Origin of the sequence: Streptomyces sp. NBRC 110028, assembly GCF_001417735.1 — a bacterium.
Taxonomy (GTDB): domain Bacteria; phylum Actinomycetota; class Actinomycetes; order Streptomycetales; family Streptomycetaceae; genus Streptomyces.
In genome coordinates, this window is the sequence record NZ_BBUZ01000022.1 from 404,217 (window position 1) to 426,535 (window position 22,319).

Here is a 22,319-nt window from a genome sequence, read left to right on the forward strand (position 1 = left end):
ACCTCCTCCAGCAGCGCCTGGGGACGGCCGACCGCGCCGACCGCTTCTACGACCAGCAAGTGCTGGACCACCTCAACGTCCGGATGCGGGAGTTCATCGCGCGCCAGGAGATGTTCTTCCTGGCCACCGCCGACCGGCACGGGGAGTGCGACAGCACTTTCCGGGCCGGACCGCCCGGCTTTCTGAGCGTGCTCGACGGACGCACCCTCGCCTACCCCGAATACCGGGGGAACGGCGTGCTGGCCAGCCTCGGCAACATCGAGGAGAACCCGCACGTCGGCATCATGTTGATCGACTTCTTCCGCGACCGCATCGGACTGCACGTCAACGGCTGGGCCCGGGTGGTCCAGGACGACGAGATGCGCGCCCGCTACCCCGGCCTGCCGGTCGACCCGATACCCGGCCGCCGCGCGGTCGTATGGGTCGAGGTGACCGTCGAGGAGGCGTACATCCACTGCGCCAAGCACATCCCCCATCTGCAGAAGGTGCCCGCGCGGCGGCACGCCCGCGCCGGGGACGGGCCGGGCCCCGACCGGCCCCGTGACCCGCAGCAGGGCCGGGCCTGGGGGACGGACGACGCCAAGCGCAAGGGCGGCGACTTCTTCGGCGCCGCCGCGGAGGCGCGCGAGCGGCGCCGTACGCCCCCTGCCGAGCACCCTGCCGAGCCCTCCGCCGCGCCTCTCGCCGAGACCCCCGCCGAGACCCCCGCCGAGTCTCCCGCCGCGTCGGCGGCCCCGGTACCGGCTGCCCAGGCGCCCGCGCCCCAGGCACCGGTTCCCACCGAGTGGGTTTCGGGGGCGCGGCGGCCGGCGGCGCGTCCCGAGAAGTGGCTGGAGCAGGCCGAGCGGGTGCTCGCCGACGCCCGCCGACGGGCGGCCGAGAAGGGACCGCAGCCGTTCAGCGGCTGGTTCCGCTGATCAGCCGAGGTCGTCGGCGAGCAGGGCGCGCACGCCCTCGACGTTGGCGTCGAGATAGGCGCGCAGCGACGGCGGCACCATGCCGACGGAGGCGATCCCCTCCCGGGTGAACGGGATCCGCACCACCTCGTACTCCCCGCAGGGCTCCTCCACCTCCGGGCCGTGCCGCCGGCTGAGGTCCATCGAGGCGAGCCTGCAGACGAAGAAGTGCTGCACCTTGACCCCGTCCGGGGCGCCCCCCTCCGGGTGCGGAACGGTGTCGACGAAGGCGGGGACCACATCCGTCACCTTCGCGCCCAGCTCCTCGTCCACCTCGCGGTGCAGGGCCTCGACGACGGTGCCGTCCTCGGGCTCCACACCACCGCCGGGAGTGATCCAGTACGGCTGCTGACCGGGCTTGGTCCGCTTGATCAGGATCATGCGCGGGTCGGTGTCGCCGTCGAGCAGGATGGCGCGGGCGGTGCGTTTGACCACAGGTCGTTCGGTCATGCAGGACATCTGCCGCAGCCGTCCCCGGCTGAAACCCCATGCTCACCAGTGGACAGGGGTTCACCAGTGGACCGGCTCACCAGTCGACGGCGGCGCGCAGCAGCCACTCGTGCGCCCGGGCGACATGCGGCACCGCGAGCCCACCGGTCCGCACCACCAGGAAGTAGGTGCGCAGCGGCGGCACCGGCGGGTTGAGCAGCGCCACCACTTCCCCGGCGTCGAGGGCGTCCATGCACAGATAGCGCGGCAGCACGCCGAGCCCCGCGCCCTCCGCGACGCACGCCAGCACCGCCCGCAGATCGGGGGCGATGACCGTGCCGGAGGTGACCGGGCGGGCGTCGAAGACGGCCGACCAGTAGCGGCTGACCAGCGGCAGGCTCTCGTGGACCTCGACCACGGGCAGCGCCTCCAGCGCGCTCGCGCCCTTGACCTGGAGCATTGCGGAGCCGCCGAGCCGGGCCGCCCAGCGCGGGGAGGCGATCAGCACGTGCTCCTCGTCGCACAGTGGGGTGGCGGCCAGCGGCCGCCCGCGCGGCCGGGCGGTGCTGATGGCCAGGTCGTGGTGGCCCGCCCCGAGCCCCTTGAACAGCTCCTCGGAAGCGCCGAAGGCGCACCGCAGCGCGAGCCCCTGGGCGACGAGCGTGGTGAGCGCGGGCAGCGCGCGCAACGCGGTGAACTCCGGGGGACCGGCGAGATGCAGGGTGCGCAGTGCGGAGTGGTCGTCGAGACCGGTCTCGGTGATCTCCACGAGCGCGTCGAGGTGCGGGGCGGTCTTGTGGGCCAGCTCCTCCCCGACGGTGGTGGGGATGACCCCGCGCGCCGTACGGAGGAACAGCGGCCGTCCCACCTGCCGCTCCAGGGTGCGGATCTGGCCGGTGACGGCGGGCTGGGAGAGGCCGAGCAGCGCGGCGGCACGGGTGAAGGACCCGGCGCGGTGCACCGTGACAAACGTGCGTAAGAGGGCCAGATCCATGCGGTTCCCCTCGTGTCGGCGCACCCCCGCCGCATGCCAACTATAAAAATGCCGATAGGTTCATGTCGCTACTGTGATTGGACACTGACGCTGAGTCAACTAGCCTTGTTCAAGCGGTTCTCCACGAGAAGAACCGGGGCGTCTCAAGCCACGAGGGGGGAGGCTTGAGACGCCCGTCAGGCGTACCCGCGCGCACGCCGTACGGCGAGTTTCAGCCGCCTTGGCGCGCCGCGTCGAGCGCGCGCCGCACGTCCGCGATCAGATCGTCCGGGTCCTCGGCGCCCACCGAGAAGCGGATGAAGCCCTCGGCCACCGCGTCGCCGCCCCACCGGCCGCGCCGCTCGGCGGTGGAGCGTACGCCGCCGAAGCTGGTGGCGTCGTCGACCAGCCGCAGCGCGGCGAGGAACCGCTCCGCGTGCTCCTTGCCGGGCAGGGTGAAGGAGACCACACAGCCGAAGCGCCCGCCGCGCATCTGCCCGGCCGCGACCGGGTGCGCCGGATCGTCCGGCAGCCCGGGGTGGCGCAGGCCGGTGACCTCGGGCCGGTCGCGCAGCGCCCCGGCGAGGGCGAGGGCGGTCCGGGCCTGCCGGTCGACGCGCAGCGGGAGGGTGGCCAGGGAGCGGTGGGCGAGCCAGGCCTCCATGGGGCCGGGGATCGCGCCGACGGTCTTGCGCCAGCCGCGCACGGCGGCGGCCAGCCGCGGATCGCGGCAGGTGACGTAGCCCAGCAGGACGTCGCCGTGGCCGGTGAGCGCCTTGGTGCCGCTCGCCACGGAGAAGTCCGCGCCCAGGTCCAGGGGGCGCTGGCCGATGGGGGTGGCGAGGGTGTTGTCGACGGCGACCAGCGCGCCGCGCGCGTGCGCGGCCTCGGCGAGCGCGCGGATGTCGCACACGTCGAGGCCGGGGTTGGACGGGGTCTCCAGCCACAGCAGCCCGGTGGTGTCGTCCAGGGCCGCCAGCTGGGCGTCGCCGGCGGTCGGGGCGGTGCGCACCCGGACGCCGAAGCTCCGCAGCCGCTCGGCGAGGGCGGGGAGCAACTGGTAGCCGTCGGACGGCAGGACGGCGGTGTCGCCCTGCCGCAGCTGGGACAGGAGGACGGCGGCGATTGCGCCCATGCCGGACGCGAAGACGACGGTCTCGGCGTCGGCGTCCGGGGACTCCAGCTCGCTGATCGCCCGCTCCAGCCGGGACCAGGTGGGGTTGGCGTCGCGGCCGTAGGTGAAGGGCCCGGCGGCCTCGCCGGGGAGGTGGTAGTGCGCGGCGAAGACGGGGCCGGGCAGCGCCGGTTCGTACGCCTCCGCCTCGGGCAGTCCGGCACGGACGGCCCGGGTGCCGTCGCCGGTCATACCCGCTCCTCGTCGGACGCGTCGGACGCCGGAGACCCGGCGCTCGCCCCCGTCCGGTCGTCGGCGCCGAGGGCTTCGGCGATCGCGTCCAGCAGTCCGCCGCTCGCGGCCTCGACCATCTCCAGGACCTCTTCGAAGTCGTCCGTCCCGCCGAAGTACGGGTCCGGTACGTCCAGACCGCCCGGCGCGTCCCGGTCGGCGTCCGGGTCGTAGTGGCGCAGCAGCCGCACCTTCGCGGCGTCCCCCGAAGTCGGCGCCAGCGCGCGCAGGTCGCGCAGATGGCCGCTGTCCAGCGCGATCACCAGATCGAGGTGATCGAACCACGCGGGCTGGAACTGCCGCGCGATGTGATTCTGCTCATAGCCGTGGCCGGTGAGCACGGTGATCGCGCGGCGGTCGGCCCCGTCGCCCTCGTGCCAGGGGCCGGTGCCCGCACTGTCCAGTTCGACGAGGCCGTCCCATCCGGCTTCCGCGACATGGGCGCGGACGATGGATTCGGCCATCGGCGAGCGGCATATGTTGCCGGTGCAGACGAAGCAGACACGATAAGGCGACGGGGCTCTCATACCTGTCATCATCCCCGGCCGCGGTCAGTCCTTGTCATCGGGAAGCACGACGTGCAGCGCCCAAGCGACTATGGAAACGATCAGGCCACCGAGGACGGCCGTGCCGAACCCGTCGACGTGGAAGCTGAGATCGAATTTCCCGGCCAGCCAGGACGTCAGCAGCAGCATCAGGGCATTGATCACCAGGGTGATCAGCCCGAGGGTGAGGATGAACAGCGGAAATGCCAGCAGTTTGACGATCGGCTTCACCACCACGTTCACCACGCCGAAGAGCAGAGCGACGAGAATGAGGGTGATCGTCTTACGTCCGGTGTTCTCACCGGTCAGCGTGATGTCCTTGAGCAGCCAGATGGCGACGCCGAGGGCGCCGGCGTTGGCGAGCGTCTTGACGAGCAAATTCTTCATGGTTGAGATCGTCGCAGACAGGCCCGGCGACGGGCAGGGGCAGTGCAGTCAGGGGTGGAGAGGCGAATGAAGGCGTTCCGGCTGGACGAGCTGGAGGCGGAGCGGGCCGCGAACGAGGGCGCGTATCTGCAGTTCCTGCGCGAGCGGAACATGTCGGTCGGGCTGTACGCGCTGAACGCGGGCCAGACCGATCCGCAGGCGCCGCACGGCCAGGACGAGGTGTACCTGGTGATGAGCGGCCGGGCGTCGATCACGGTCGGCATGGAGACGACGCAGGTGGCGCGCGGCAGTGTGGTGTACGTACCGGCGGGGGTGGCGCACAAGTTCCATCACATCACCGAGGACCTGCGGGTCATGGTGGTGTTCTCTCCCCCGGAGAGCTGACGGGAGCGCTCCGCATCCCCTACGGGTACGGTCAGGGACGGACGCGGGGTGGAAGACCTCCGTCCGCTTCCTGCCCGCCCTAGCATCGAGGGCAGGGGGACCGGAGCCGTGAGGCGGGCCCCGCCAGCCAGGACGAAGCAAGGAGCGCACGTGGCCGCGAAGGGGATATTCCAGGGCTTGCCGTGGTGGGTGACATGGATCGCGGTGCCGGTTCTCGTCCTCGCCGTCTTCGGTGGGCTGATCACGAGCGTGGTCGGCTTCGTGGTCGGCCTGCTCTTCAAGGCGCTGCTGCTGGTGGCGCTGATCGGCGGTCTGATCTACGTCGTACGGAAGTTCACCTCGTCCTCGTCGCGCGACGACTGGTGAGGCGCCGCCGGTGACCCCGCGCCCTCGCCCGGCGGGTACGCCGCGCGAGGGATACCGCGGAGCCAAACATCGGCCCCGAGGCACCACTGTGGTTAGAGTGCGAGTCCGCGACGTTCCCCATCTCGGCGTCTGCCTCGCAACAACACCCCGGGGGTGCCTGTTGACGACAGCGAACATCGACACGGCCGCTGGACCGGCCCTGATCGCCCGCGCACCGGGCCGGCGTCGTCCGGCCCCGTGGGTTCCACCACGGCAACACTGGCCATTTCCGTTCCCTCACATGAGGCAAAGCGACTCCGCCCCGCAGTCGAGTCGCTACGCTCCAGAGTCGGCCAAGTCTGAACTACCCGGGGCGGCGAACGATGCGTGACATGCGTGACACAGTCCAGGCGGAAGTGACGATGACCTTTCTGGTCTCGCAGGAACTGTCCTTCCGGATCCCGGTCGAGCTGTCGTACGACAGCGGCGACCCCTACGCGGTCGAGATCACCTTCCACTTGCCCGGCGACGCGCCGGTGAGCTGGGCCTTCGCCCGTGAGCTGCTGCTGGACGGGCTCAGCAAACCCTCCGGCGAGGGCGATGTGCGGATCGCGCCGGCCGCGCCCGAAGGACTCTCGGACGTGTTCATCAGGCTGCAGGTGGGGACCGAGAGAGCGTTGTTCCGGGCCGGGGCGGCGCCGCTGGTGGCCTTCCTGGACCGTACGGACCGGCTCGTCCCGTTCGGCGAGGAGCCCGCGGCCTGCGATCCGGTCGGCGACCTCGACGCCGAACTGGACCGCATCCTGGCCGAGGACCGCTTCGCGTAGCGCCGGTCAGCGTGCGCGCGCCTTGCGCCGCCGCCCGCGCCCCCGTCCGCCTCCGCTCACCGCCCCCTTGTTCACAGCGTTCCCGCTCGCCGCACTCCCGCTCGGCGCGCCCCCGTTCGCCCCGCCGCCGTCCGGCGCGTGGTCCGCGGAGACCACCAGCACGGCCAGCGCCGTGGTCACCGGCACCGAGGCGACCAGCCCGATGCTGCCCACCAGCGTGCGGACGATCTCCTCCGCGACGATCTCGCTCGTCGCCACCGTTCCCACCCCGCTGTCCGCGATCGAGAAGAGGAGCAGCAGCGGAAGCGAGGCGCCCGCGTAGGCCAGCACCAGGGTGTTCACGACGGACGCGATGTGGTCCCGCCCGATGCGCATCGCGGCCGCGTAGAGCTTGCGGCGGCTCGTCGTGGGGTCCGCCTCCCGCAGCTCCCACACCGCCGAGGTCTGGGTGACCGTCACATCGTCCAGCACCCCCAGCGAACCGATGATCACCCCTGCCAGCAGCAGTCCCTTGATCTCGATGTCCGGATAGAGGCCGTGCACCAGACCGGTCTGGTCGTCGGTGTTGCCGGTCAGCGCCGCCCAGCCGATGAACAGCGAGCCGAGCACCCCGATCAGCAGCAGCGAGACCAGGGTGCCGAGCACGGCGACCGAGGTCCGGGCGCTCAGCCCGTGGCACATGTAGAGCGCGAGCAGCATGATCGCGCTGCCCCCGATGACCGCGACCACCAGCGGATTGGAGCCCTGCAGTATCGCCGGGAGGATGAACAGCGTCAGCACCCCGAAGCTGATGGCCAGCGCCACCAGCGCGAAGACGCCGCGCAGCCGGCCGACGGCCACGACCACGAGCGCGAACAGCCCGGCGAGCAGCGCCATCGGGAACGAGCGGTCCACGTCCGAGACCGAGTACTGGAGGTTCTTCGGCGCCTTGGGCGCGTAACTCAGCTTCAGCTCCTGCCCGGCGCTGAACTTCCGTGAGGCGTTCGGCTGGACGATCTCGGGGAACGTACGGCCCTTGTCCTTGCCCGAGGTGACCTCGATGGTGGCCCGCTCGCAGACGCTCTTCCCGCCGCCGCCACTGCCCGTGGCCCCGCCCGCCCCGCCGCCGGGCGCCGTCCCGCCGCCCTGCTGACCCGGCTCGGTGGGCGCCTGCGGCTGCGCGTTGACGTCGGCGCAGTCGACCTCCTCCACCTTCACCACCCGTCCGGCGGCCGTCTCCTGGTCGAAGCCGAGCCCGCTGCGGCCGTGCGTGGTGTGCTCCGGGCTGCCCGGCCACAGCGCGACCAGCCCGGCGAGGACGGCGACGGCGAAGGGGATGAGCACCACCGCGATGACCTTGCGGAGGCGTGCGGAGACGGGGGCGGCCGGACCGTGCGCATGGGCATGGCTATGGCCGTGGGAGTGGGCCTGTCCGGGCACGCGGGGCTGCTCGGGCGGATGGTCCTGCTGTGTCGCGGTCACCGTCGCATCATCGCAAGAGTATGAGGCCCCCTGTTCAGGGATGCGGGGAAACCGTTAGCGTGGGGGCACCTTTGCAATCGCGGGAGCTCGGAGCACCGGGCTGAGAGGGCGCTGACGTGACAGCTGCGCCGACCGCTGAACCTGTTACCGGGTAATGCCGGCGTAGGGAGTGGGTCTCATGACTCAGCAGGATGCACACATGCGCGAAAACGCCGGTGATTTCGGCTGGCACAAGGGATATGTCACGGGTTCCCGCCCGGACATCCAGGTCCCGGTGCGCCGCGTGCACCTCACCAATGGCCAGGACGTGACGCTGTACGACACCTCCGGCCCGTACACCGACCCCCACATCGACACCGACGTCCGCCGTGGCCTCGCGCCGCTGCGGCAGAACTGGATCATCGCCCGCGGCGACACCGAGGAGTACTCCGGCCGCCCGGCCCGGCCGGAGGACGACGGGATCAAACACACCGCGCCCCGCGGCGGCCTGCGCAACCTCGACGCGGTCTTCCCCGGACGGCCGCGCCAGCCACGCCGGGCCCGTGACGGCGCCGCCGTCACCCAACTGGCCTACGCCCGCCGGGGCGAGGTCACCGCGGAGATGGAGTACGTGGCGCTCCGCGAGAACGTCTCCCCCGAGGTGATCCGCGAGGAGATCGCGGCGGGCCGGGCCGTACTGCCCGCCAACGTCAACCACCCGGAGATCGAGCCGATGATCATCGGCAAGCGGTTCCTGGTGAAGGTCAACGCCAACATCGGCAATTCCGCCGTCACCTCGTCCATCGAGGAAGAGGTCGAGAAGATGACCTGGGCGACCCGCTGGGGCGCCGACACGGTCATGGACCTCTCGACCGGCCGCAACATCCACACCACCCGCGAGTGGGTGCTGCGCAACTCCCCGGTGCCCATCGGCACCGTGCCGCTCTACCAGGCGCTGGAGAAGGTCGACGGCAAGGCCGAGGAGCTGACCTGGGAGGTCTACAAGGACACCGTCATCGAACAGGCCGAGCAGGGCGTCGACTACATGACGGTGCACGCGGGCGTGCGGCTGCCGTACGTCCCCCTGACCGCCCGCCGCAAGACCGGCATCGTCTCCCGCGGCGGCTCGATCATGGCCGCCTGGTGCCTGGCCCACCATCAGGAGTCGTTCCTCTACACCCACTTCGAGGAGCTGTGCGAGATCCTCGCGGCGTACGACGTCACCTACTCGCTCGGTGACGGACTGCGCCCCGGATCCATCGCCGACGCCAACGACGAGGCCCAGTTCGCGGAGCTGCGCACGCTCGGCGAACTCAACCGGATCGCCAAGGAGCACGGCGTCCAGACCATGATCGAGGGCCCGGGCCATGTCCCGATGCACAAGATCAAGGAGAACGTCGACCTCCAGCAGGAGATCTGCGAGGAGGCCCCCTTCTACACCCTGGGCCCCCTCACCACGGATGTCGCGCCCGCCTACGACCACATCACCTCGGGGATCGGCGCCGCCATGATCGCCTGGTGGGGCACGGCGATGCTCTGCTACGTCACCCCCAAGGAGCACCTGGGGCTGCCGGACCGCGACGACGTGAAGACCGGCGTGATCACCTACAAGATCGCCGCTCACGCCGCCGATCTGGCCAAGGGCCACCCCGACGCCCAGGCCTGGGACGACGCGCTCTCCGACGCGCGCTTCGAGTTCCGCTGGGAGGACCAGTTCAACCTGGCCCTCGACCCGGACACGGCACGCTCGTTCCACGACGAGACGCTTCCGGCGGAGCCCGCGAAGACGGCGCACTTCTGCTCCATGTGCGGGCCCAAGTTCTGCTCCATGAAGATCAGCAGAAGCATCACGGAGCAGTTCGGCGGTGATGCCGGAGCGACGGCCGAGGAGATCGAGGCGGGGATGCTGGCGAAGTCCAAGGAGTTCGCCGAGGCGGGCAACCGCGTGTATCTGCCGCTCGCGGACTGAACGGGCCGGTACGCTACGCCCCGGGCCCGAAGCCGCAACGTCAGTTTGCGACTTCGGGCCTTCTCGGCGTGGTCGGTTACCGGGGCGGCAGTTCAGTCACGTAGACCGGATTCCCGCTGTCCGTCAGTCCGCTCTGCCGGATGCAGCGGTGCTTCTGGAGGAAGCGCAGACAGGCGTGCACCCGCTGCCGGGTCAGTCCCGTCCGGTCCGCGAGGGTCTCCAGAGAGTGGCCGACCTGCCCGGCCGCCGCCAGCGTAGGCAGGATGTAGATGGCCACGGCCCAGACATCCTCGGTGATGCTCAGCCGGGACTGCCACTGCGCGAACAGGTTTTCCGTCCTGAGCCTCAGCTCGCGCTTGTCGGCTTCCGGCTCTTCGGCCGGCCGACATCCCAGGGCGTCGAGGATCTGTGCCCAGGCGTGCTCGGAACGGCGCAGGGAAGCCATCACCTCGGCCTGGAACCGTTCGTGCTGGACCTCCAGCCGGGCGACCGCGTCGATGATCTCGCTCGGAGCGACCACGGACTCGGGGGCCGGCGGCGTTGGTGGCTCGGCGCGGGAGAGCTCGGACACCTCCAGCGCGTACGAGCCGTCCCGCTGGACGGTGGCGATCACCCTCGACACCCACTGCTTGAAGGGCAGGCACGACGGCTTCGTGCATCCGTTGACCAGCAGGATGAGACCTTGGAGATCGACCAGCTGCAAGTCTCGGCGCCACTCTCTACCTGCGGGAATCTCGAGACTGTGACTTGTAGTCACAGTCTCGAGAGACTCTCGTCGCTCCTCCGGCACATGATCCAGTAGAGCTTTTCGGGTAGTCGTGTAGCCGAGTTCTCGACATACATCCGCCGCAGGAAACCAGTGTTCTCCGTTGGGCAGTGTCAGTCTCCGGACACGGGCCCCCGTGGCCGCGTACACGAAGTCGTTGACGTCCAAAGCGTCCCGCCGACGGGACCGGCCCGGCGGCATGTTGCGTTCGCGCATATGCGCATCACCTCCGCCCCGGACTGTAAGCAGCGGTTGTGAGCACATTGCTCCACATAAGCGGAAGTTCGCTCGATGGGTGGGGAGCGGAGCATTCCGGAATGTAGGGGCGCTCACCGCGAGACGCACGCCCCCAGTTCCTCAGTCCGGCTGGTTCTCCGGGCCGCCGTACTCGGGGCTGGTGTAGTCCGGGCTGCTGTAGCGGGGGCGGGTCCTGGGGCCCTCGTCGTCGGTGCTGAAGCCCGGGCGGCTGTAGCCGAGGTGGGGGGTGCGGCCCGCCGCCTCGGAGTGCCCGGGGACGTAGGCCGAGGACGAACGTGTCGGCGCGGTCCAGGGCGCGGGGGCCGACGGGTTGCTCAGCGCCTCGCGCAGAAAGGGCAGCACGCCCCGCTCCAGCAGGGCCTGCCGCCATGCCTCTCTGGCGCGGTCCACCTCTTCCAGCTGCTCGGCCAGGGCCTCGCCGCGGATCGCGCTGGAGCCGTTGCGCAGGGCGGTGATGAGGAGGCCGACGCCGGCGAGCAGGATGCCCGCGGCGGTGAGTGTGGCGAAGAACCAGCCCGCGGTGATCATCGGCTGGGCGATGGACGGCGCGGGGTCCAGGACGTGCAGCACATAGCCGACCAGCAGGAAGATGATCGCGGCGGTCCCGGCCAGCACCGGGGCCAGGACGGCGAGCATGGGGACCAGCCCCGCTCCGGAGGCGTCCAGGACGGCGCCGGTGAACCCGGCGGGGTGCGTGTGCTCGCCGGCGTCCTCCGGACCCTGCGCCATCGGCCCCGGTGGGGCGGGCTCGCGCAGCTTGGTGCGGGCGAGGACGTAGTCCTGGTATTCGGCGGCCGCGCACGCGGTGATGGCGGCCGAGGCGCTGAGCGCCATGGTGCGCAGCTGCTCGGCGGTGAGCCGCTGTCCTATGCCCTTCAGGTCCGGTCGGTGGTCCGCGGTACGCAGCACCTCGTCGAGAACTCGCTCGAACTCCGGGCGGTCCTCGGCGAACAGGTGCGGAGCGCTTTTCATGGTGCATCCCCCGATACTCCGTAGGGCCTCGGTGCCGGCTTTCACCGGGCGGTCGGGCGGAAACGGAGGAGAGCCTGCGACGGATAAACCGATGGTAGAGCCGATCCGGCGCGAGGTGACAGCAAGTTTCGTGATTTGCTCAATCCCGGCGGCGCCGTCCGGCCTTTCCCCTGGGTCTCCGTATCACCCTCAGGTGTCGAGCGGCAGTTGTACGACCAGCAGTTTCCCGGCCATGGTGACGCCGCCGTCCATCGCGACCGCGAGATTGTCCGCGTAGACGTGCGGGCCCTCGACCGCGGGCGCGCCATCGTCCTCACCGTCCTCCGAGCCGACTTCGCCCAGCAGATACGGGATCGGGCTGTGCCCGTGGACGATGCGCTCCCCACCGTAGGTGCCGAGCAATTCGCGCACGGCCGTCGGCCCGGCGTCCTCGTCGCGGAAGGCGAAGCGCTTGGTGAATTTGCGGAACAGGTCCCAGCACTCGTCCGCGTCACTGCGCTGCAGCGTTTCGGTGACGGTGTCGTTGACGGCCTCGATCGAGTCGCCGTACTCCAGATAGGCGGTGGTGTCGGAGTGCACGAGCAGGTGCCCGTCCTCCTCGGCCATCGCGTCCAGCCGTGACATCCACTGGAGGTGATGGTCCTCCAGCCGCTCCATGTCCGTGCGCTGGCCGCCGTTGAGCAGCCAGGCGGCCTGGAAGGAGGCGGTGCCCGCCCCGGAGTTGACGGGGGTGTCGCCGAACCGCTTGGCGCCGATGAGGAGCAGTTCGTGATTGCCCATCAGCGCCTTGCAGTAGCCGCCCGCGGCGGCGGCCTCGGCGGAGAGCTGCATCACCAGGTCGATGACGCCGATGCCGTCCGGGCCGCGGTCGGTGAAGTCGCCGAGGAACCACAGCCGGGCGTTCCCGGCCGCCCAGCTGCCCTTGTCGTCGATCAGGCCCTGGGCGGCGAGCGCCTGGCGCAGCTCGTCGTGGTAGCCGTGGACGTCGCCCACGACGTAGAGCGGGCCGGGTCCTTCGCCGTCGGCGAGCGGGTCGGCGCCGGGCTCGGTGACCGAGGTGAGGGCGACCGTCGGGCGGTCCTGCGGGGGCACCAGCCGGGTGTCGGCGATGGTGTGCCCCGGGCCCACGACCGGCAGCTTCTCGGTCGGGGTGTACCCGTCCGGCAGGGGCGCGGGCGCGGGCGCGGGAGGCACCGGGCCGGGCGGCGTGGACGCCCCGTACGCGGGCACGGGCGGCACCGCCGCCATGGTCCCTGCCGTGGCTTCCAGACCGGCCCCCTGAGTCATCGACCCCTCCACCATCGCGCCGCCGTGCCACCTTGTGGACCTTGCCTGGTCGACGGCGGTCCGCGGTGTCGTCCGCCCATCATAGGAATGACCGTGAGGGCTTGTGACGCACCAGGGTGCCGTCAATTGGTACTCGGTCCTGCCTGGACGGTCTTTTATCCCGGATTGGACCGGTAGGGGAAGCCCAAGGGCCTCAGGTCCTTCTCGGGTCATCCTTGAGTCGCTCTCAGATCATCCTCCTGCGCGGCTGCGCGGCGGGCTGACGGTCGTACGCGGCGGACGGCGCTGGGACGACGTCCGCACGATCAGTTCGGTGGGTATCACCTGCTCGACGGGGCGGTCGCTGTCGAGCCCCTCGATGGCGTCGATGAGCAACTGGACCACGGCGGTGCCGATCCGGCGCGGTTTGAGCGAGAGCGTCGTGATGGGCGGTTCGGTGGTCCGGTAGACCGTGGACTCGCTGCAGCACACCAGCAGCAGGTCCTCCGGGACGCGCAGCCCGTAGCGGCGGGCGGCGGCGAGCAGATCGGTGCCGTTGGGGTCGAAGAGCCCGTACACCGCGTCGGGGCGGTCGGGGCGGGCGAGCAGCCGGTCGGCGGCGACGGCCCCGGCACACGGGTCGTGGGCCGGGTACGCCTCGTAGACCGGGTCCTGGCCCACCCGCTCGCACCAGTGCAGATACGCCTCGGTCGACAGCCGGGTGTAGGTGTCGGTGGTGGTGCCGGTGAGCAGTCCGATGCGGCGGGCGCCGGCCTCGGCGAGGTGGTCCAGGATGCCGAGCACGGCCGCCTCGTGGTCGTTGTCGACCCAGGCGGTCACGGGGAGGGTGCCGGCCGGGCGGCCGTCGCTGACCACGGGGAGGCCCTGGCGGAGCAGTTCGGTGACCACCGGATCGTGGTCGGACGGGTCGACCACGATGGTGCCGTCGAGGGCGACGTTGGACCACACGTCGTGGCGTGAGGTGGCCGGGAGGATGACCAGGGCGTAGCCCCGGGCCAGCGCGGCGGATGTCGCGGCCCGCGCCATCTCGGCGAAGTAGGCGAACTCGGTGAAGGTGAAAGGTTCATCCCCGTACGTGGTCACCGTCAGGCCGATGAGGCCGGACTTGCCGGTACGGAGGGTACGGGCCGCGGCGGACGGGCGATAGCCCAGCCGCTCGGCGACCTCGCGGACGTGGCGGCGGGTGGCATCCGGGAGCCGTCCCTTGCCGTTGAGCGCGTCGGAGACGGTCGTGATCGAGACCCCGGCGGCGGCGGCCACGTCCCGGATGCCCGCCCTGCCTAACCGGCGGCCGGCCGACCGGCTCACCTGGTGCTTCCCTGCTGCTGTCATGGCCAGCCGATAGTAGGGCCCGAGTGCCCGGTCTGCGCGATTCCGCCATCGGTATTCGGAAGGCACGTTTCTGCATGAGCGCTCCGGCCAATTCCCTTGGAATGGAAGCCAGTTGGGGTGCTGGGGAGGGGTGTGGTCGCCTCTGGCATATCCATACCTGGCGATTGTTCGATGTCTCGAAGAGGTCTCAACTCACCTGCACGAGGGATGCGCGCCACGGCGCTCGCCACCGGCGCGCGCGGATGAGCGGGGCGCTCCCCCGGCGGGTACGCGGGCGCCTCCGGCGGGTACGCGGGGCGGGGCGATCCTCATAAGGTGTGCAGTACTGCCGTGTGCGAAGCCTGCGCACGGAGCCGGAGGGAAGGGCCGAGGAGGACTGCCGGTGAGTGAGAAGAGCCCCAAGCTGCGCGCCGCGCTGGACGGGATTCCTACGTACAAGCCCGGTAAGCCGGCCGCCGGGGACGGCCCCCGGTCCTTCAAGCTGTCCTCCAACGAGAACCCGTATCCGCCGCTGGCCGGGGTGCTGGAGACGGTCGCGAACAGCGCGGCGTCCTTCAACCGCTACCCCGACCTCGCCTGCACCGCGCTGATCGCCGAGCTGGCGAGCCGGTTCGACGTACCGCTGGAGCATCTGGCCACCGGGACGGGTTCGGTCGGGCTGGCTCAGCAGATCGTCCAGTCGACGGCCGGGCCGGGCGACGAGGTGATCTACGCCTGGCGGTCCTTCGAGGCATATCCGATCATCACTCAGATCGCGGGCGCGACCTCGGTGCGGGTCCCCCTGACCGACGCGGAGGTCCACGACCTGGACGCGATGGCGGATGCGATCACCGACCGTACCCGGCTGATTTTCGTCTGTAACCCCAACAACCCGACCAGCACCGTGGTGCGCCGGGCGGAGCTGGAGCGGTTCCTGGACCGGGTGCCGTCCGATGTGCTGGTGGTGCTGGACGAGGCGTACATCGAGTTCATCCGGGACGATCAGGTCCCCAATGGCATCGACCTCTACCGCGAGCGGCCGAACGTCTGCGTGCTGCGCACCTTCTCCAAGGCGTACGGCCTGGCCGGGCTGCGGGTCGGTTTCGCGATCGCCCATGAGCCGGTCGCCGCGGCACTGCGGAAGACCGCGGTCCCCTTCGGCGTCAGCCAGCTCGCCCAGGACGCCGCGGTCGCCTCGCTGCACAGCGAGGACGCGCTGCGCGAGCGGGTGGAGGCGCTGGTCACCGAGCGGGCGCGGGTGGCCGGGGAGCTGACCGGGCAGGGCTGGACGGTGCCGGAGGCGCACGCGAACTTCGTCTGGCTGCGGCTGGGGGAGCGTACGGCCGACTTCGCGGCGGCGTGCGAGGCGGCGGGCGTGGTCGTGCGGCCGTTCCCGGGCGAGGGGACGCGCGTGACGATCGGCGAGCGGGAGGCGAACGACCTCTTCCTGCGGGCCGCCGAGGAGTTCCGCAAGGAGCTGTGAGCCCGGAAGGATACCCAAGCGTGTCCGCTTCGCCCCCTCCCACCCCCAGGTGGGAGGGGGCGAAGGCGTATGCGTATCATTGCTTGTGAATGTGAATACGTTCACAAGCTCGCCTCGCGGGGGCAGCACGGCAAGACCGTAAGGAGAGATTCACGTGGAGCTGGCTCTGGCGCCGGAGACGCTGGCGCGATGGCAGTTCGGGATCACCACCGTCTACCACTTCCTCTTCGTTCCCCTGACGATCTCTCTCGCGGCGATCACCGCGGGGCTGGAAACCGCCTGGGTCCGCACGGGCAAGGAGAAGTACTTCCACGCCACCAAGTTCTGGGGAAAGCTCTTCCTGATCAACATCGCGATGGGCGTCGTCACCGGCATCGTCCAGGAGTTCCAGTTCGGCATGAACTGGTCCGACTACTCGCGCTTCGTCGGCGACGTCTTCGGCGCCCCGCTCGCGATGGAGGCGCTGCTCGCCTTCTTCTTCGAGTCGACCTTCATCGGCTTGTGGATCTTCGGCTGGGACAAGCTGCCGAAGAAGATCCACTGCGCCTGCATCTGGATCGTCTCGCTCGGCACCATCCTGTCGTCGTACTTCATCCTCGCCGCCAACTCCTGGATGCAGCACCCGACCGGCTACGCCATCGACAAGGCCACCGGAAAGGCCCGGCTGACCGACATCTGGGCGGTGCTGACCCAGGACACCACCCTGGTCGTGGTCTTCCACACCCTCACCGCCGCCTTCCTCACCGGTGGTGCCTTCGTCGTCGGCATCGCCTCCCTGCACCTGTGGCGGGCCAAGCGCAAGCAGCTCCGCGGCGAGGAACTGCAGCCGAAGCAGAAGAAGCAGATCGGGGCGATGCGGGCCTCCCTGCGCGTCGGTCTGATCGTGGCCGTCATCGCCGGGCTCGGCACGGCGATCAGCGGTGACTCGCTCGGCAAGGTGATGTTCGAGCAGCAGCCGATGAAGATGGCCTCGGCGGAGGCGCTGTGGGACACCCAGGCGCCCGCGCCCTTCTCCGTCTTCGCGGTGGGCGACGTCAGCAAGGGGCACAACAGCGTCGAGCTGGAGGTCCCGGCGGCGCTGTCCTTCCTCGCGCACAGCAACTTCACCGACGCCGTCCCCGGCATCAACGACGTCGCCCAGAAGGAGGCCGCCGCCTACGGCGGTGAGCCCAAGGACTACATCCCCAGCATCTTCATGACCTTCTGGGGCTTCCGGCTGATGATCGGCTTCGGCATGACCTCGTTCGCCGCCGGAGTCATCGGGCTGTGGACGACCCGGAAGAAGCGCTGGCTCGACCCCGCCTTCCGCACCGCCGAGGACGAGGTCCCCCGGCTCATGCTCACCAGGACGCGCGAGATGAGCCCACTGCTGACCCGGTGGTCCTGGCGGATCGGCATCCTCACCATGGGCTTCCCGCTGATCGCCAACTCCTTCGGCTGGATCTTCACCGAGATGGGCCGCCAGCCCTGGGCGGTGTACGGGCTGATGAAGACCTCCGACGCGGTCTCCCCCGGGGTGAGCCAGACCGAGGTCCTCATCTCGCTCGGCGTCTTCACGCTGCTGTACGGCGTGCTCGCCGTGATCGAGGTGCGGCTGCTGGCCAAGTACGCCAAGGCCGGGCCGGACACCGACGAGAAGCCGCCCGCCGAGGACCCCAAGCTGCGGCTGCCCTCGGGCGGCCCGGGTGGCCCGGGTGGCGGGTCCGCCGCGGAGGACGACGCCGACAAGCCGCTGACCTTCGCGTACTGAGCGCATCACGACGGCCGGAGAGACTCATGCACCTTCACGACTTCTGGTTCCTGCTGATCGCCTTCCTGTGGACCGGCTACTTCTTCCTCGAAGGCTTCGACTTCGGCATCGGCGTGCTGACCAAGCTGCTCGCCCGGGACCGCACCGAGCGCCGTGTGCTGATCAACACCATCGGGCCGGTGTGGGACGGTAACGAGGTCTGGCTGATCACGGCCGCCGGTGCCACCTTCGCCGCCTTCCCCGACTGGTACGCGACCCTCTTCAGCGGCTTCTATCTGCCGCTGCTGACCATCCTGGTCTGTCTGATCCTGCGCGGCGTCGCCTTCGAGTACCGGCACAAGCGCGCCGAGGACCGCTGGCAGCGCAACTGGGAGCACGCGATCTTCTGGTGCTCGCTGCTTCCCGCGTTCCTGTGGGGCGCGATCTTCGCGAACCTGGTGCACGGGGTGCCGATCGGCCCGGACAAGAACTACGTGGGCGGCCTGGGTGACCTGATCACCCCGTACGCCCTGCTCGGCGGCCTCGTCACGCTGCTGCTGTTCACCTTCCACGGCGCGGTCTTCGCCGCGCTCAAGACGACCGGGGACATCCGGACGCGGTCGCGCCGGTACGCGGCCCGGCTCGGCCCCGTCGCGGCCGTGGCCGCGCTGCCGTTCCTGGGCTGGACCCAGGCCGACAGCGGCGACGGGCGCAGCCTGGTCGCGGTGGCCGTCGTGGTGGCGGCGCTGGCCGCGGCCCTGGTGATGAACGCGCGCGGGCGTGAGGGCTGGGCGTTCGGCCTGTCCGGGGCGGCCATCGCGGCGTCGGTCGCGATGCTCTTCCTGGCGCTCTTCCCGGACGTCATGCCCTCGTCGCTGGATCCGAAGTGGAGCCTGACGGCGGCGAACGCGGCCGCCAGCGCCTACCCGTTGAAGATCATGACGTGGGTCGGGGTCATCATGATGCCGCTGATCATGGCCTACCAGGCATGGACGTACTGGGTCTTCCGCAAGCGCATCGGCACCCGGCACATCCCCGCGGCGCACTGACGCACGCGATGCTTCAGGTGGTGTGTTTCACGTGAAACCAATCGACCCCCGGCTGCTCCGGTACGCGCGGGCGACCCGGTTCTTCCTGGCGGCGTCCGTGGCGCTGGGGCTCGCCGGGGCCGGGCTCGTCATCGCGCAGGCCATGCTGATCGCCGAGATCGTGGTGGACGCGTTCCAACGGGGTCAGGGCACCGGTGCCCTGACCACGCCGCTGATCTGGCTGGCGCTGATCGCCGGGGGCCGGGCCGCCGTTTCCTGGCTGACCGAGCTGGCCGCGCACCGGGCGAGCGCCGCGGTCAAGTCGGAGCTGCGGCTGAGGCTCCTGGAGCGGGCCGTGCGGCTGGGGCCCGGCTGGCTGGACTCCCAGCGCACCGGCGAACTCACCACCCTCGCCACCCGTGGCGTCGACGCGCTGGACGACTACTTCGCCCGCTATCTGCCCCAGCTCGGTCTCGCGGTGGTGGTCCCGGCGGCGGTGCTCGCCCGGATCGTCACCGCCGACTGGGTCTCGGCGGTGGTCATCGTCGCCACCCTGCCGCTGATCCCGCTGTTCATGGTGCTCATCGGCTGGGCCACCCAGGCCCGGATGGACCGCCAGTGGCGGCTGCTGTCCCGGCTGTCCGGCCACTTCCTCGACGTCGTCGCCGGACTGCCGACCCTCAAGGTCTTCGGCCGCGCCAAGGCCCAGGCCGCCGCGATCCGGTCCATCACCGCCGACTACCGGCGGGCCACGCTGAAGACGCTGCGGCTCGCCTTCCTGTCCTCCTTCGCCCTGGAGCTGCTGTCCACGCTGTCCGTCGCGCTGGTCGCGGTCGGCATCGGCATGCGTCTCGTCCACGGCGAACTGGACCTGTACACCGGGCTGATGGTGCTCGTCCTCGCGCCCGAGGCGTATCTGCCGCTGCGGCAGGTGGGCGCGCAGTACCACGCGGCGGCCGAGGGCCTGGCGGCGGCGGACGAGGCGTTCGCCGTGCTGGAGCGGGAACCGGCCGCCGCCGGTGTGCTCCCCGCGCCCGACGCCCGGGGTGCCGCGCTCACGGTCGACGGACTGACCGTCCGTCACCCCGGGCGCGCCGCGCCCTCCCTGGCCCCGGTCTCGTTCGAGGTCCGCCCCGGGGAGACGGTGGCGATCACCGGCCCCAGCGGCACGGGCAAGACGACCCTGCTGAACGCCGTGCTGGGCTTCGCGGAACCGTCCGGGGGCCGGGTGCTGGCGGGCGGCCGCGACCTGGCGTCGCTCGACCCCCAGAGCTGGCGCCGCCAGATCGCCTGGGTGCCGCAGCGTCCGTATCTGTTCGCCGGGACCATCGCGGAGAACGTCCGGCTGGCACGGCCCGGCGCCGACGACGCGGCGGTGCGTGACGCCCTGCGGCAGGCCGACGCCCTCGGCTTCGTCTCCGCGCTCCCGGAGGGGGCCGGGACCCGGCTCGGCGAGATGGGCGCGGGCCTGTCCGCGGGCCAGCGCCAGCGGATCGCCCTGGCCCGCGCCTTCCTGGCCGACCGTCCGGTGCTGCTGCTGGACGAGCCCACCGCGAACCTCGACGGTGCGACGGAGGCGGCGGTCGTCGACGCGGTGCGGCGGCTGGCCGAGGGCCGCACGGTCCTCCTGGTCGTCCACCGCCCGGCGCTGCTGCCGCTGGCCGACCGCGTCATCGCCCTGCCGGGGCCTGCGTCCGCGTCCGCGTCCGCGCCCGCGTCCGCGGCCGGGTGCGGTGACGGCGGACCGGGCGTGGGGCGGGACGGGACCGGTGATGTGGCACGTCTCGTGGAGGCGGGTGACGCGGCTGCCGGGGGCCTGCCCGCGCGGCGCGCCGATGGCGGGACTGCCGCGGGTTCCGGGGTGTCGGCGCACGACCCGGGTGCGGCGAGTGGCGAGCGCGAGGCCGCCGCAGGCGCCACGCTCGGGCGCGCCAGGGGCGACACCGCCGCCGCGCGGACGGCTGCGCCTGCGCGTGCCGAGGCGCGCTTGACGGGTCCGGACGACACGGCGGCCCGCGGTACGGACACGGCGGCTGCCGGAGTGCTCGCCCGGATGCGGGCGGCCGCGCGGGGCGGGCGGGGGCGGTTCGGGCTCGCGCTGCTGCTCGGGAGCCTCGCGCTGCTGAGCGCCGTCGGGCTGATGGCCGTGTCCGGGTGGCTGATCGCGCGGGCGTCGCAGCAGCCTCCGGTGCTGTATCTGATGGTGGCGGTCACCGCGACGCGGGCGTTCGGGATCGGCCGGGCCGTCTTCCGCTACGCCGAGCGGCTGGTCTCGCACGACGCCGCGCTCCGGGTGCTGGCCGAGCTGCGGGTCGCCGTCTACCGGCGGCTGGAGCGGCTGGCGCCCGCGGGGCTGAAGGAGACCCGGCGCGGGGATCTGCTCTCCCGGCTGGTGGCCGATGTGGACGCCGTCCAGGACTACTTCCTGCGCTGGTTGCTGCCGGTCGGCGCGGCGCTGGTCGTGAGCGCCGCCTCGGTCGCGTTCACCGCCTGGGTGCTGCCCGCGGCCGGGGCCGTGCTCGCCGTCGGGCTGCTGGTGGCGGGGGCGGTGGTGCCCGCCGTGTCGGGCGCGCTGGCCCGGCGCGCGGAGCGCCGTCTGTCGCCCGCGCGCGGCGCGCTGTCGGCGCAGGTGGTGGATCTGCTGGCCGGAACCGCCGAGCTGACGGTGGCGGGTGCGCTGCCGCGCCGGCTGGACGCGGTGCGGCGGGCCGACGGGGTGCTCACCCGGATCGCCCGGCGGGGCGCCGCCGCCACCGGCGCGGGCGCCGGGCTGTCCGCCCTCGTATGCGGTCTGACCGTCGCCGTCGCCGCGTGGGCCGGGGTCGGGGCGGTGGCCGACGGGCGGATCCACGGGGTGTGGCTGGCCGTCGTGGTGCTGACGCCGCTGGCCGCCTTCGAGGCGGTCGCCGGGCTGCCGCTCGCGGTGCAGCACCGGCAGCGGGTGCGGCGGGCCGCCGAGCGGGTGTACGAGGTGATCGACGCGCCGCTTCCGGTACGGGACGGCGGCACCGGGGAACCGCCCCGGACGGCCTTCCCGCTGGTGGTGCGCGGGCTGTCGGCGCGCCACGCGGGGCAGCGCGCCCGGGCGCTGGACGGGTTCGACCTGGAGCTGCGCCCGGGCCGCCGGGTCGCGGTCGTCGGCCCGTCCGGCTCCGGCAAGACCACGCTGGCCCAGGTGCTGCTGCGCTTCCTGGACGCCGAGAGCGGTACGTACACCCTGGCGGGCCGGGACGCGGCGGCCGTGGACGGGGACGCGGTGCGGCGGCTGGTCGGGCTGTGCGCCCAGGACGCGCACATCTTCGACAGCTCGCTGCGGGAGAACCTGCGGCTCGCACACCCCGGCGCGAGCGACGACGAGCTGCGCGCGGCGCTGGCCGCCGCGCGGCTGCTGGAGTGGGTGGACGGGCTGCCGGACGGTCTCGACACCCACGTCGGGGAGCTGGGCGCCCGGCTCTCCGGCGGCCAGCGGCAGCGGCTCGCGCTGGCCCGCGCGCTGCTGGCGGACTTCCCGGTGCTGGTGCTGGACGAACCCGCCGAGCACCTGGACCTGCCGACGGCCGACGCGCTGACCGCCGACCTGCTGACGGCGACCCGGGGCCGTACGACCGTGCTGATCACCCACCGGCTCGCGGGGCTGGAAGCGGTCGACGAGGTGATCGTGCTCGACGGCGGCCGTGCGGTGCAGCGCGGCCCGTACTCGGAACTGGCCGCGGCGGACGGGCCGTTCCGCCGCATGCTGGAGCGCGAGGCCGCGGAGGCCGGACCCCACCGCGTGGCGCTCGCCTGACCGGCGAGCCACTGCCCCGCCAGGCGGATCGGGCGGGG

General features: G+C 71.6%; 19 protein-coding genes and 1 riboswitch. Of the genes, 9 read left to right on the forward strand and 10 right to left on the reverse strand.

The features are described 5' to 3' along the window. The first annotated feature begins 17 nt into the window (after nt 1-17). On the forward strand, nt 18-917 hold the full coding sequence (locus ASC60_RS01930) for a pyridoxamine 5'-phosphate oxidase family protein (protein ID WP_234356793.1): 900 nt from the start codon (nt 18-20) through the stop codon (nt 915-917). Here ASC60_RS01930 and ASC60_RS01935 read toward each other — a convergent pair whose 3' ends face one another. From ASC60_RS01935 to ASC60_RS01955, 5 genes are all read right to left on the reverse strand, one after another. Further along, on the reverse strand, nt 918-1,406 hold the full coding sequence (locus ASC60_RS01935; protein ID WP_055547116.1) for an NUDIX domain-containing protein: 489 nt from the start codon (nt 1,404-1,406) through the stop codon (nt 918-920). 76 nt (nt 1,407-1,482) lie between these two features. Next, entirely contained in the window at nt 1,483-2,379 is an 897-nt protein-coding gene (locus tag ASC60_RS01940) for a LysR family transcriptional regulator (protein ID WP_055546005.1), read from the reverse strand. 211 nt (nt 2,380-2,590) lie between these two features. After that, nucleotides 2,591-3,724: a cystathionine gamma-lyase gene (locus ASC60_RS01945; protein ID WP_055546007.1), complete on the reverse strand. Its 1,134-nt coding sequence runs from the start codon at nt 3,722-3,724 to the stop codon at nt 2,591-2,593. Then, on the reverse strand, nt 3,721-4,227 hold the full coding sequence (locus ASC60_RS01950; protein WP_370592859.1) for a low molecular weight protein-tyrosine-phosphatase: 507 nt from the start codon (nt 4,225-4,227) through the stop codon (nt 3,721-3,723). Before ASC60_RS01950 ends, ASC60_RS01945 begins: the two co-directional genes overlap by 4 nt. 87 nt (nt 4,228-4,314) lie before the next feature. Then, nucleotides 4,315-4,695, reverse strand: a complete 381-nt coding sequence (locus tag ASC60_RS01955; RefSeq protein ID WP_055546013.1) for a phage holin family protein — start codon at nt 4,693-4,695, stop codon at nt 4,315-4,317. A 66-nt stretch (nt 4,696-4,761) separates the two neighbouring features. Here ASC60_RS01955 and ASC60_RS01960 point away from each other — a divergent pair, with 66 nt between their 5' ends. The 3 genes from ASC60_RS01960 to ASC60_RS01970 all read left to right on the forward strand — a co-directional run bounded on the left by ASC60_RS01960 (nt 4,762) and on the right by ASC60_RS01970 (nt 6,251). Next, nucleotides 4,762-5,079 (forward strand): cupin domain-containing protein, encoded by a 318-nt coding sequence (locus ASC60_RS01960; protein ID WP_055546015.1) that lies wholly within the window; start codon nt 4,762-4,764, stop codon nt 5,077-5,079. A 150-nt stretch (nt 5,080-5,229) separates the two neighbouring features. Beyond that, nucleotides 5,230-5,445 (forward strand): DUF5326 family protein, encoded by a 216-nt coding sequence (locus tag ASC60_RS01965; RefSeq protein WP_055546017.1) that lies wholly within the window; start codon nt 5,230-5,232, stop codon nt 5,443-5,445. Nucleotides 5,446-5,816: 371 nt separating this feature from the next. Beyond that, nucleotides 5,817-6,251 carry an SsgA family sporulation/cell division regulator gene (locus tag ASC60_RS01970; RefSeq protein WP_055546019.1) on the forward strand — a complete coding sequence of 145 codons (435 nt, stop codon included), beginning with the start codon at nt 5,817-5,819 and terminating at the stop codon, nt 6,249-6,251. A gap of 6 nt (nt 6,252-6,257) precedes the next feature. Here the strand turns inward: ASC60_RS01970 and ASC60_RS01975 are convergent, their stop codons facing one another. Further along, nucleotides 6,258-7,712, reverse strand: a complete 1,455-nt coding sequence (locus ASC60_RS01975; RefSeq protein WP_055546020.1) for a YibE/F family protein — start codon at nt 7,710-7,712, stop codon at nt 6,258-6,260. 69 nt (nt 7,713-7,781) lie between these two features. After that, a riboswitch (TPP riboswitch) is annotated at nt 7,782-7,898 on the forward strand. Here ASC60_RS01975 and thiC point away from each other — a divergent pair. Beyond that, nucleotides 7,891-9,660, forward strand: coding sequence for a phosphomethylpyrimidine synthase ThiC (gene thiC, locus ASC60_RS01980; RefSeq protein ID WP_055546022.1), 1,770 nt, complete (start codon nt 7,891-7,893; stop codon nt 9,658-9,660). It overlaps the preceding riboswitch by 8 nt. A gap of 76 nt (nt 9,661-9,736) precedes the next feature. Here thiC and ASC60_RS01985 read toward each other — a convergent pair whose 3' ends face one another. From ASC60_RS01985 to ASC60_RS02000, 4 genes are all read right to left on the reverse strand, one after another. Next, nucleotides 9,737-10,690: a Bro-N domain-containing protein gene (locus ASC60_RS01985; protein WP_370592860.1), complete on the reverse strand. Its 954-nt coding sequence runs from the start codon at nt 10,688-10,690 to the stop codon at nt 9,737-9,739. A 93-nt stretch (nt 10,691-10,783) separates the two neighbouring features. Next, on the reverse strand, nt 10,784-11,656 hold the full coding sequence (locus ASC60_RS01990; protein ID WP_055546028.1) for a hypothetical protein: 873 nt from the start codon (nt 11,654-11,656) through the stop codon (nt 10,784-10,786). 189 nt (nt 11,657-11,845) lie between these two features. Then, nucleotides 11,846-12,943, reverse strand: a complete 1,098-nt coding sequence (locus ASC60_RS01995) for a metallophosphoesterase family protein (protein ID WP_055546030.1) — start codon at nt 12,941-12,943, stop codon at nt 11,846-11,848. Between the two features lie 231 nt (nt 12,944-13,174). Beyond that, nucleotides 13,175-14,275, reverse strand: a complete 1,101-nt coding sequence (locus tag ASC60_RS02000; RefSeq protein ID WP_055546032.1) for a LacI family DNA-binding transcriptional regulator — start codon at nt 14,273-14,275, stop codon at nt 13,175-13,177. Nucleotides 14,276-14,657: 382 nt separating this feature from the next. Between ASC60_RS02000 and hisC the strand changes: the two genes are divergently transcribed. The 4 genes from hisC to cydD all read left to right on the forward strand — a co-directional run bounded on the left by hisC (nt 14,658) and on the right by cydD (nt 22,281). Next, entirely contained in the window at nt 14,658-15,737 is a 1,080-nt protein-coding gene (hisC, locus tag ASC60_RS02005; protein WP_055546034.1) for a histidinol-phosphate transaminase, read from the forward strand. 154 nt (nt 15,738-15,891) lie between these two features. After that, nucleotides 15,892-17,487 carry a cytochrome ubiquinol oxidase subunit I gene (locus tag ASC60_RS02010; protein WP_055546036.1) on the forward strand — a complete coding sequence of 532 codons (1,596 nt, stop codon included), beginning with the start codon at nt 15,892-15,894 and terminating at the stop codon, nt 17,485-17,487. Between the two features lie 26 nt (nt 17,488-17,513). Continuing rightward, nucleotides 17,514-18,515 (forward strand): cytochrome d ubiquinol oxidase subunit II, encoded by a 1,002-nt coding sequence (gene cydB / locus ASC60_RS02015; protein ID WP_055546038.1) that lies wholly within the window; start codon nt 17,514-17,516, stop codon nt 18,513-18,515. Nucleotides 18,516-18,546: 31 nt separating this feature from the next. Next, a complete protein-coding gene (gene cydD / locus ASC60_RS02020) occupies nt 18,547-22,281 on the forward strand; it encodes a thiol reductant ABC exporter subunit CydD (RefSeq protein ID WP_055546040.1) in 3,735 nt (1,244 codons plus the stop codon). Nucleotides 22,282-22,319: the final 38 nt, after the last annotated feature.

Excerpts from the sequence above, each read along its gene's own strand:
- ASC60_RS01970 (WP_055546019.1), top strand. The coding sequence starts at position 5,817 with ATGCGTGACACAGTCCAGGCGGAAGTGACGATGACCTTTCTGGTCTCG.
- ASC60_RS01985 (WP_370592860.1), bottom strand. The coding sequence starts at position 10,690 with ATGTGCTCACAACCGCTGCTTACAGTCCGGGGCGGAGGTGATGCGCAT.
- ASC60_RS01960 (WP_055546015.1), top strand. The coding sequence starts at position 4,762 with ATGAAGGCGTTCCGGCTGGACGAGCTGGAGGCGGAGCGGGCCGCGAAC.
- cydB (WP_055546038.1), top strand. The coding sequence starts at position 17,514 with ATGCACCTTCACGACTTCTGGTTCCTGCTGATCGCCTTCCTGTGGACC.
- ASC60_RS02000 (WP_055546032.1), bottom strand. The coding sequence starts at position 14,275 with ATGACAGCAGCAGGGAAGCACCAGGTGAGCCGGTCGGCCGGCCGCCGG.
- ASC60_RS01990 (WP_055546028.1), bottom strand. The coding sequence starts at position 11,656 with ATGAAAAGCGCTCCGCACCTGTTCGCCGAGGACCGCCCGGAGTTCGAG.
- ASC60_RS01940 (WP_055546005.1), bottom strand. The coding sequence starts at position 2,379 with ATGGATCTGGCCCTCTTACGCACGTTTGTCACGGTGCACCGCGCCGGG.
- ASC60_RS01935 (WP_055547116.1), bottom strand. The coding sequence starts at position 1,406 with ATGACCGAACGACCTGTGGTCAAACGCACCGCCCGCGCCATCCTGCTC.
- thiC (WP_055546022.1), top strand. The coding sequence starts at position 7,891 with ATGACTCAGCAGGATGCACACATGCGCGAAAACGCCGGTGATTTCGGC.
- ASC60_RS01945 (WP_055546007.1), bottom strand. The coding sequence starts at position 3,724 with ATGACCGGCGACGGCACCCGGGCCGTCCGTGCCGGACTGCCCGAGGCG.
- ASC60_RS01955 (WP_055546013.1), bottom strand. The coding sequence starts at position 4,695 with ATGAAGAATTTGCTCGTCAAGACGCTCGCCAACGCCGGCGCCCTCGGC.
- ASC60_RS01995 (WP_055546030.1), bottom strand. The coding sequence starts at position 12,943 with ATGACTCAGGGGGCCGGTCTGGAAGCCACGGCAGGGACCATGGCGGCG.
- ASC60_RS01950 (WP_370592859.1), bottom strand. The coding sequence starts at position 4,227 with ATGGCCGAATCCATCGTCCGCGCCCATGTCGCGGAAGCCGGATGGGAC.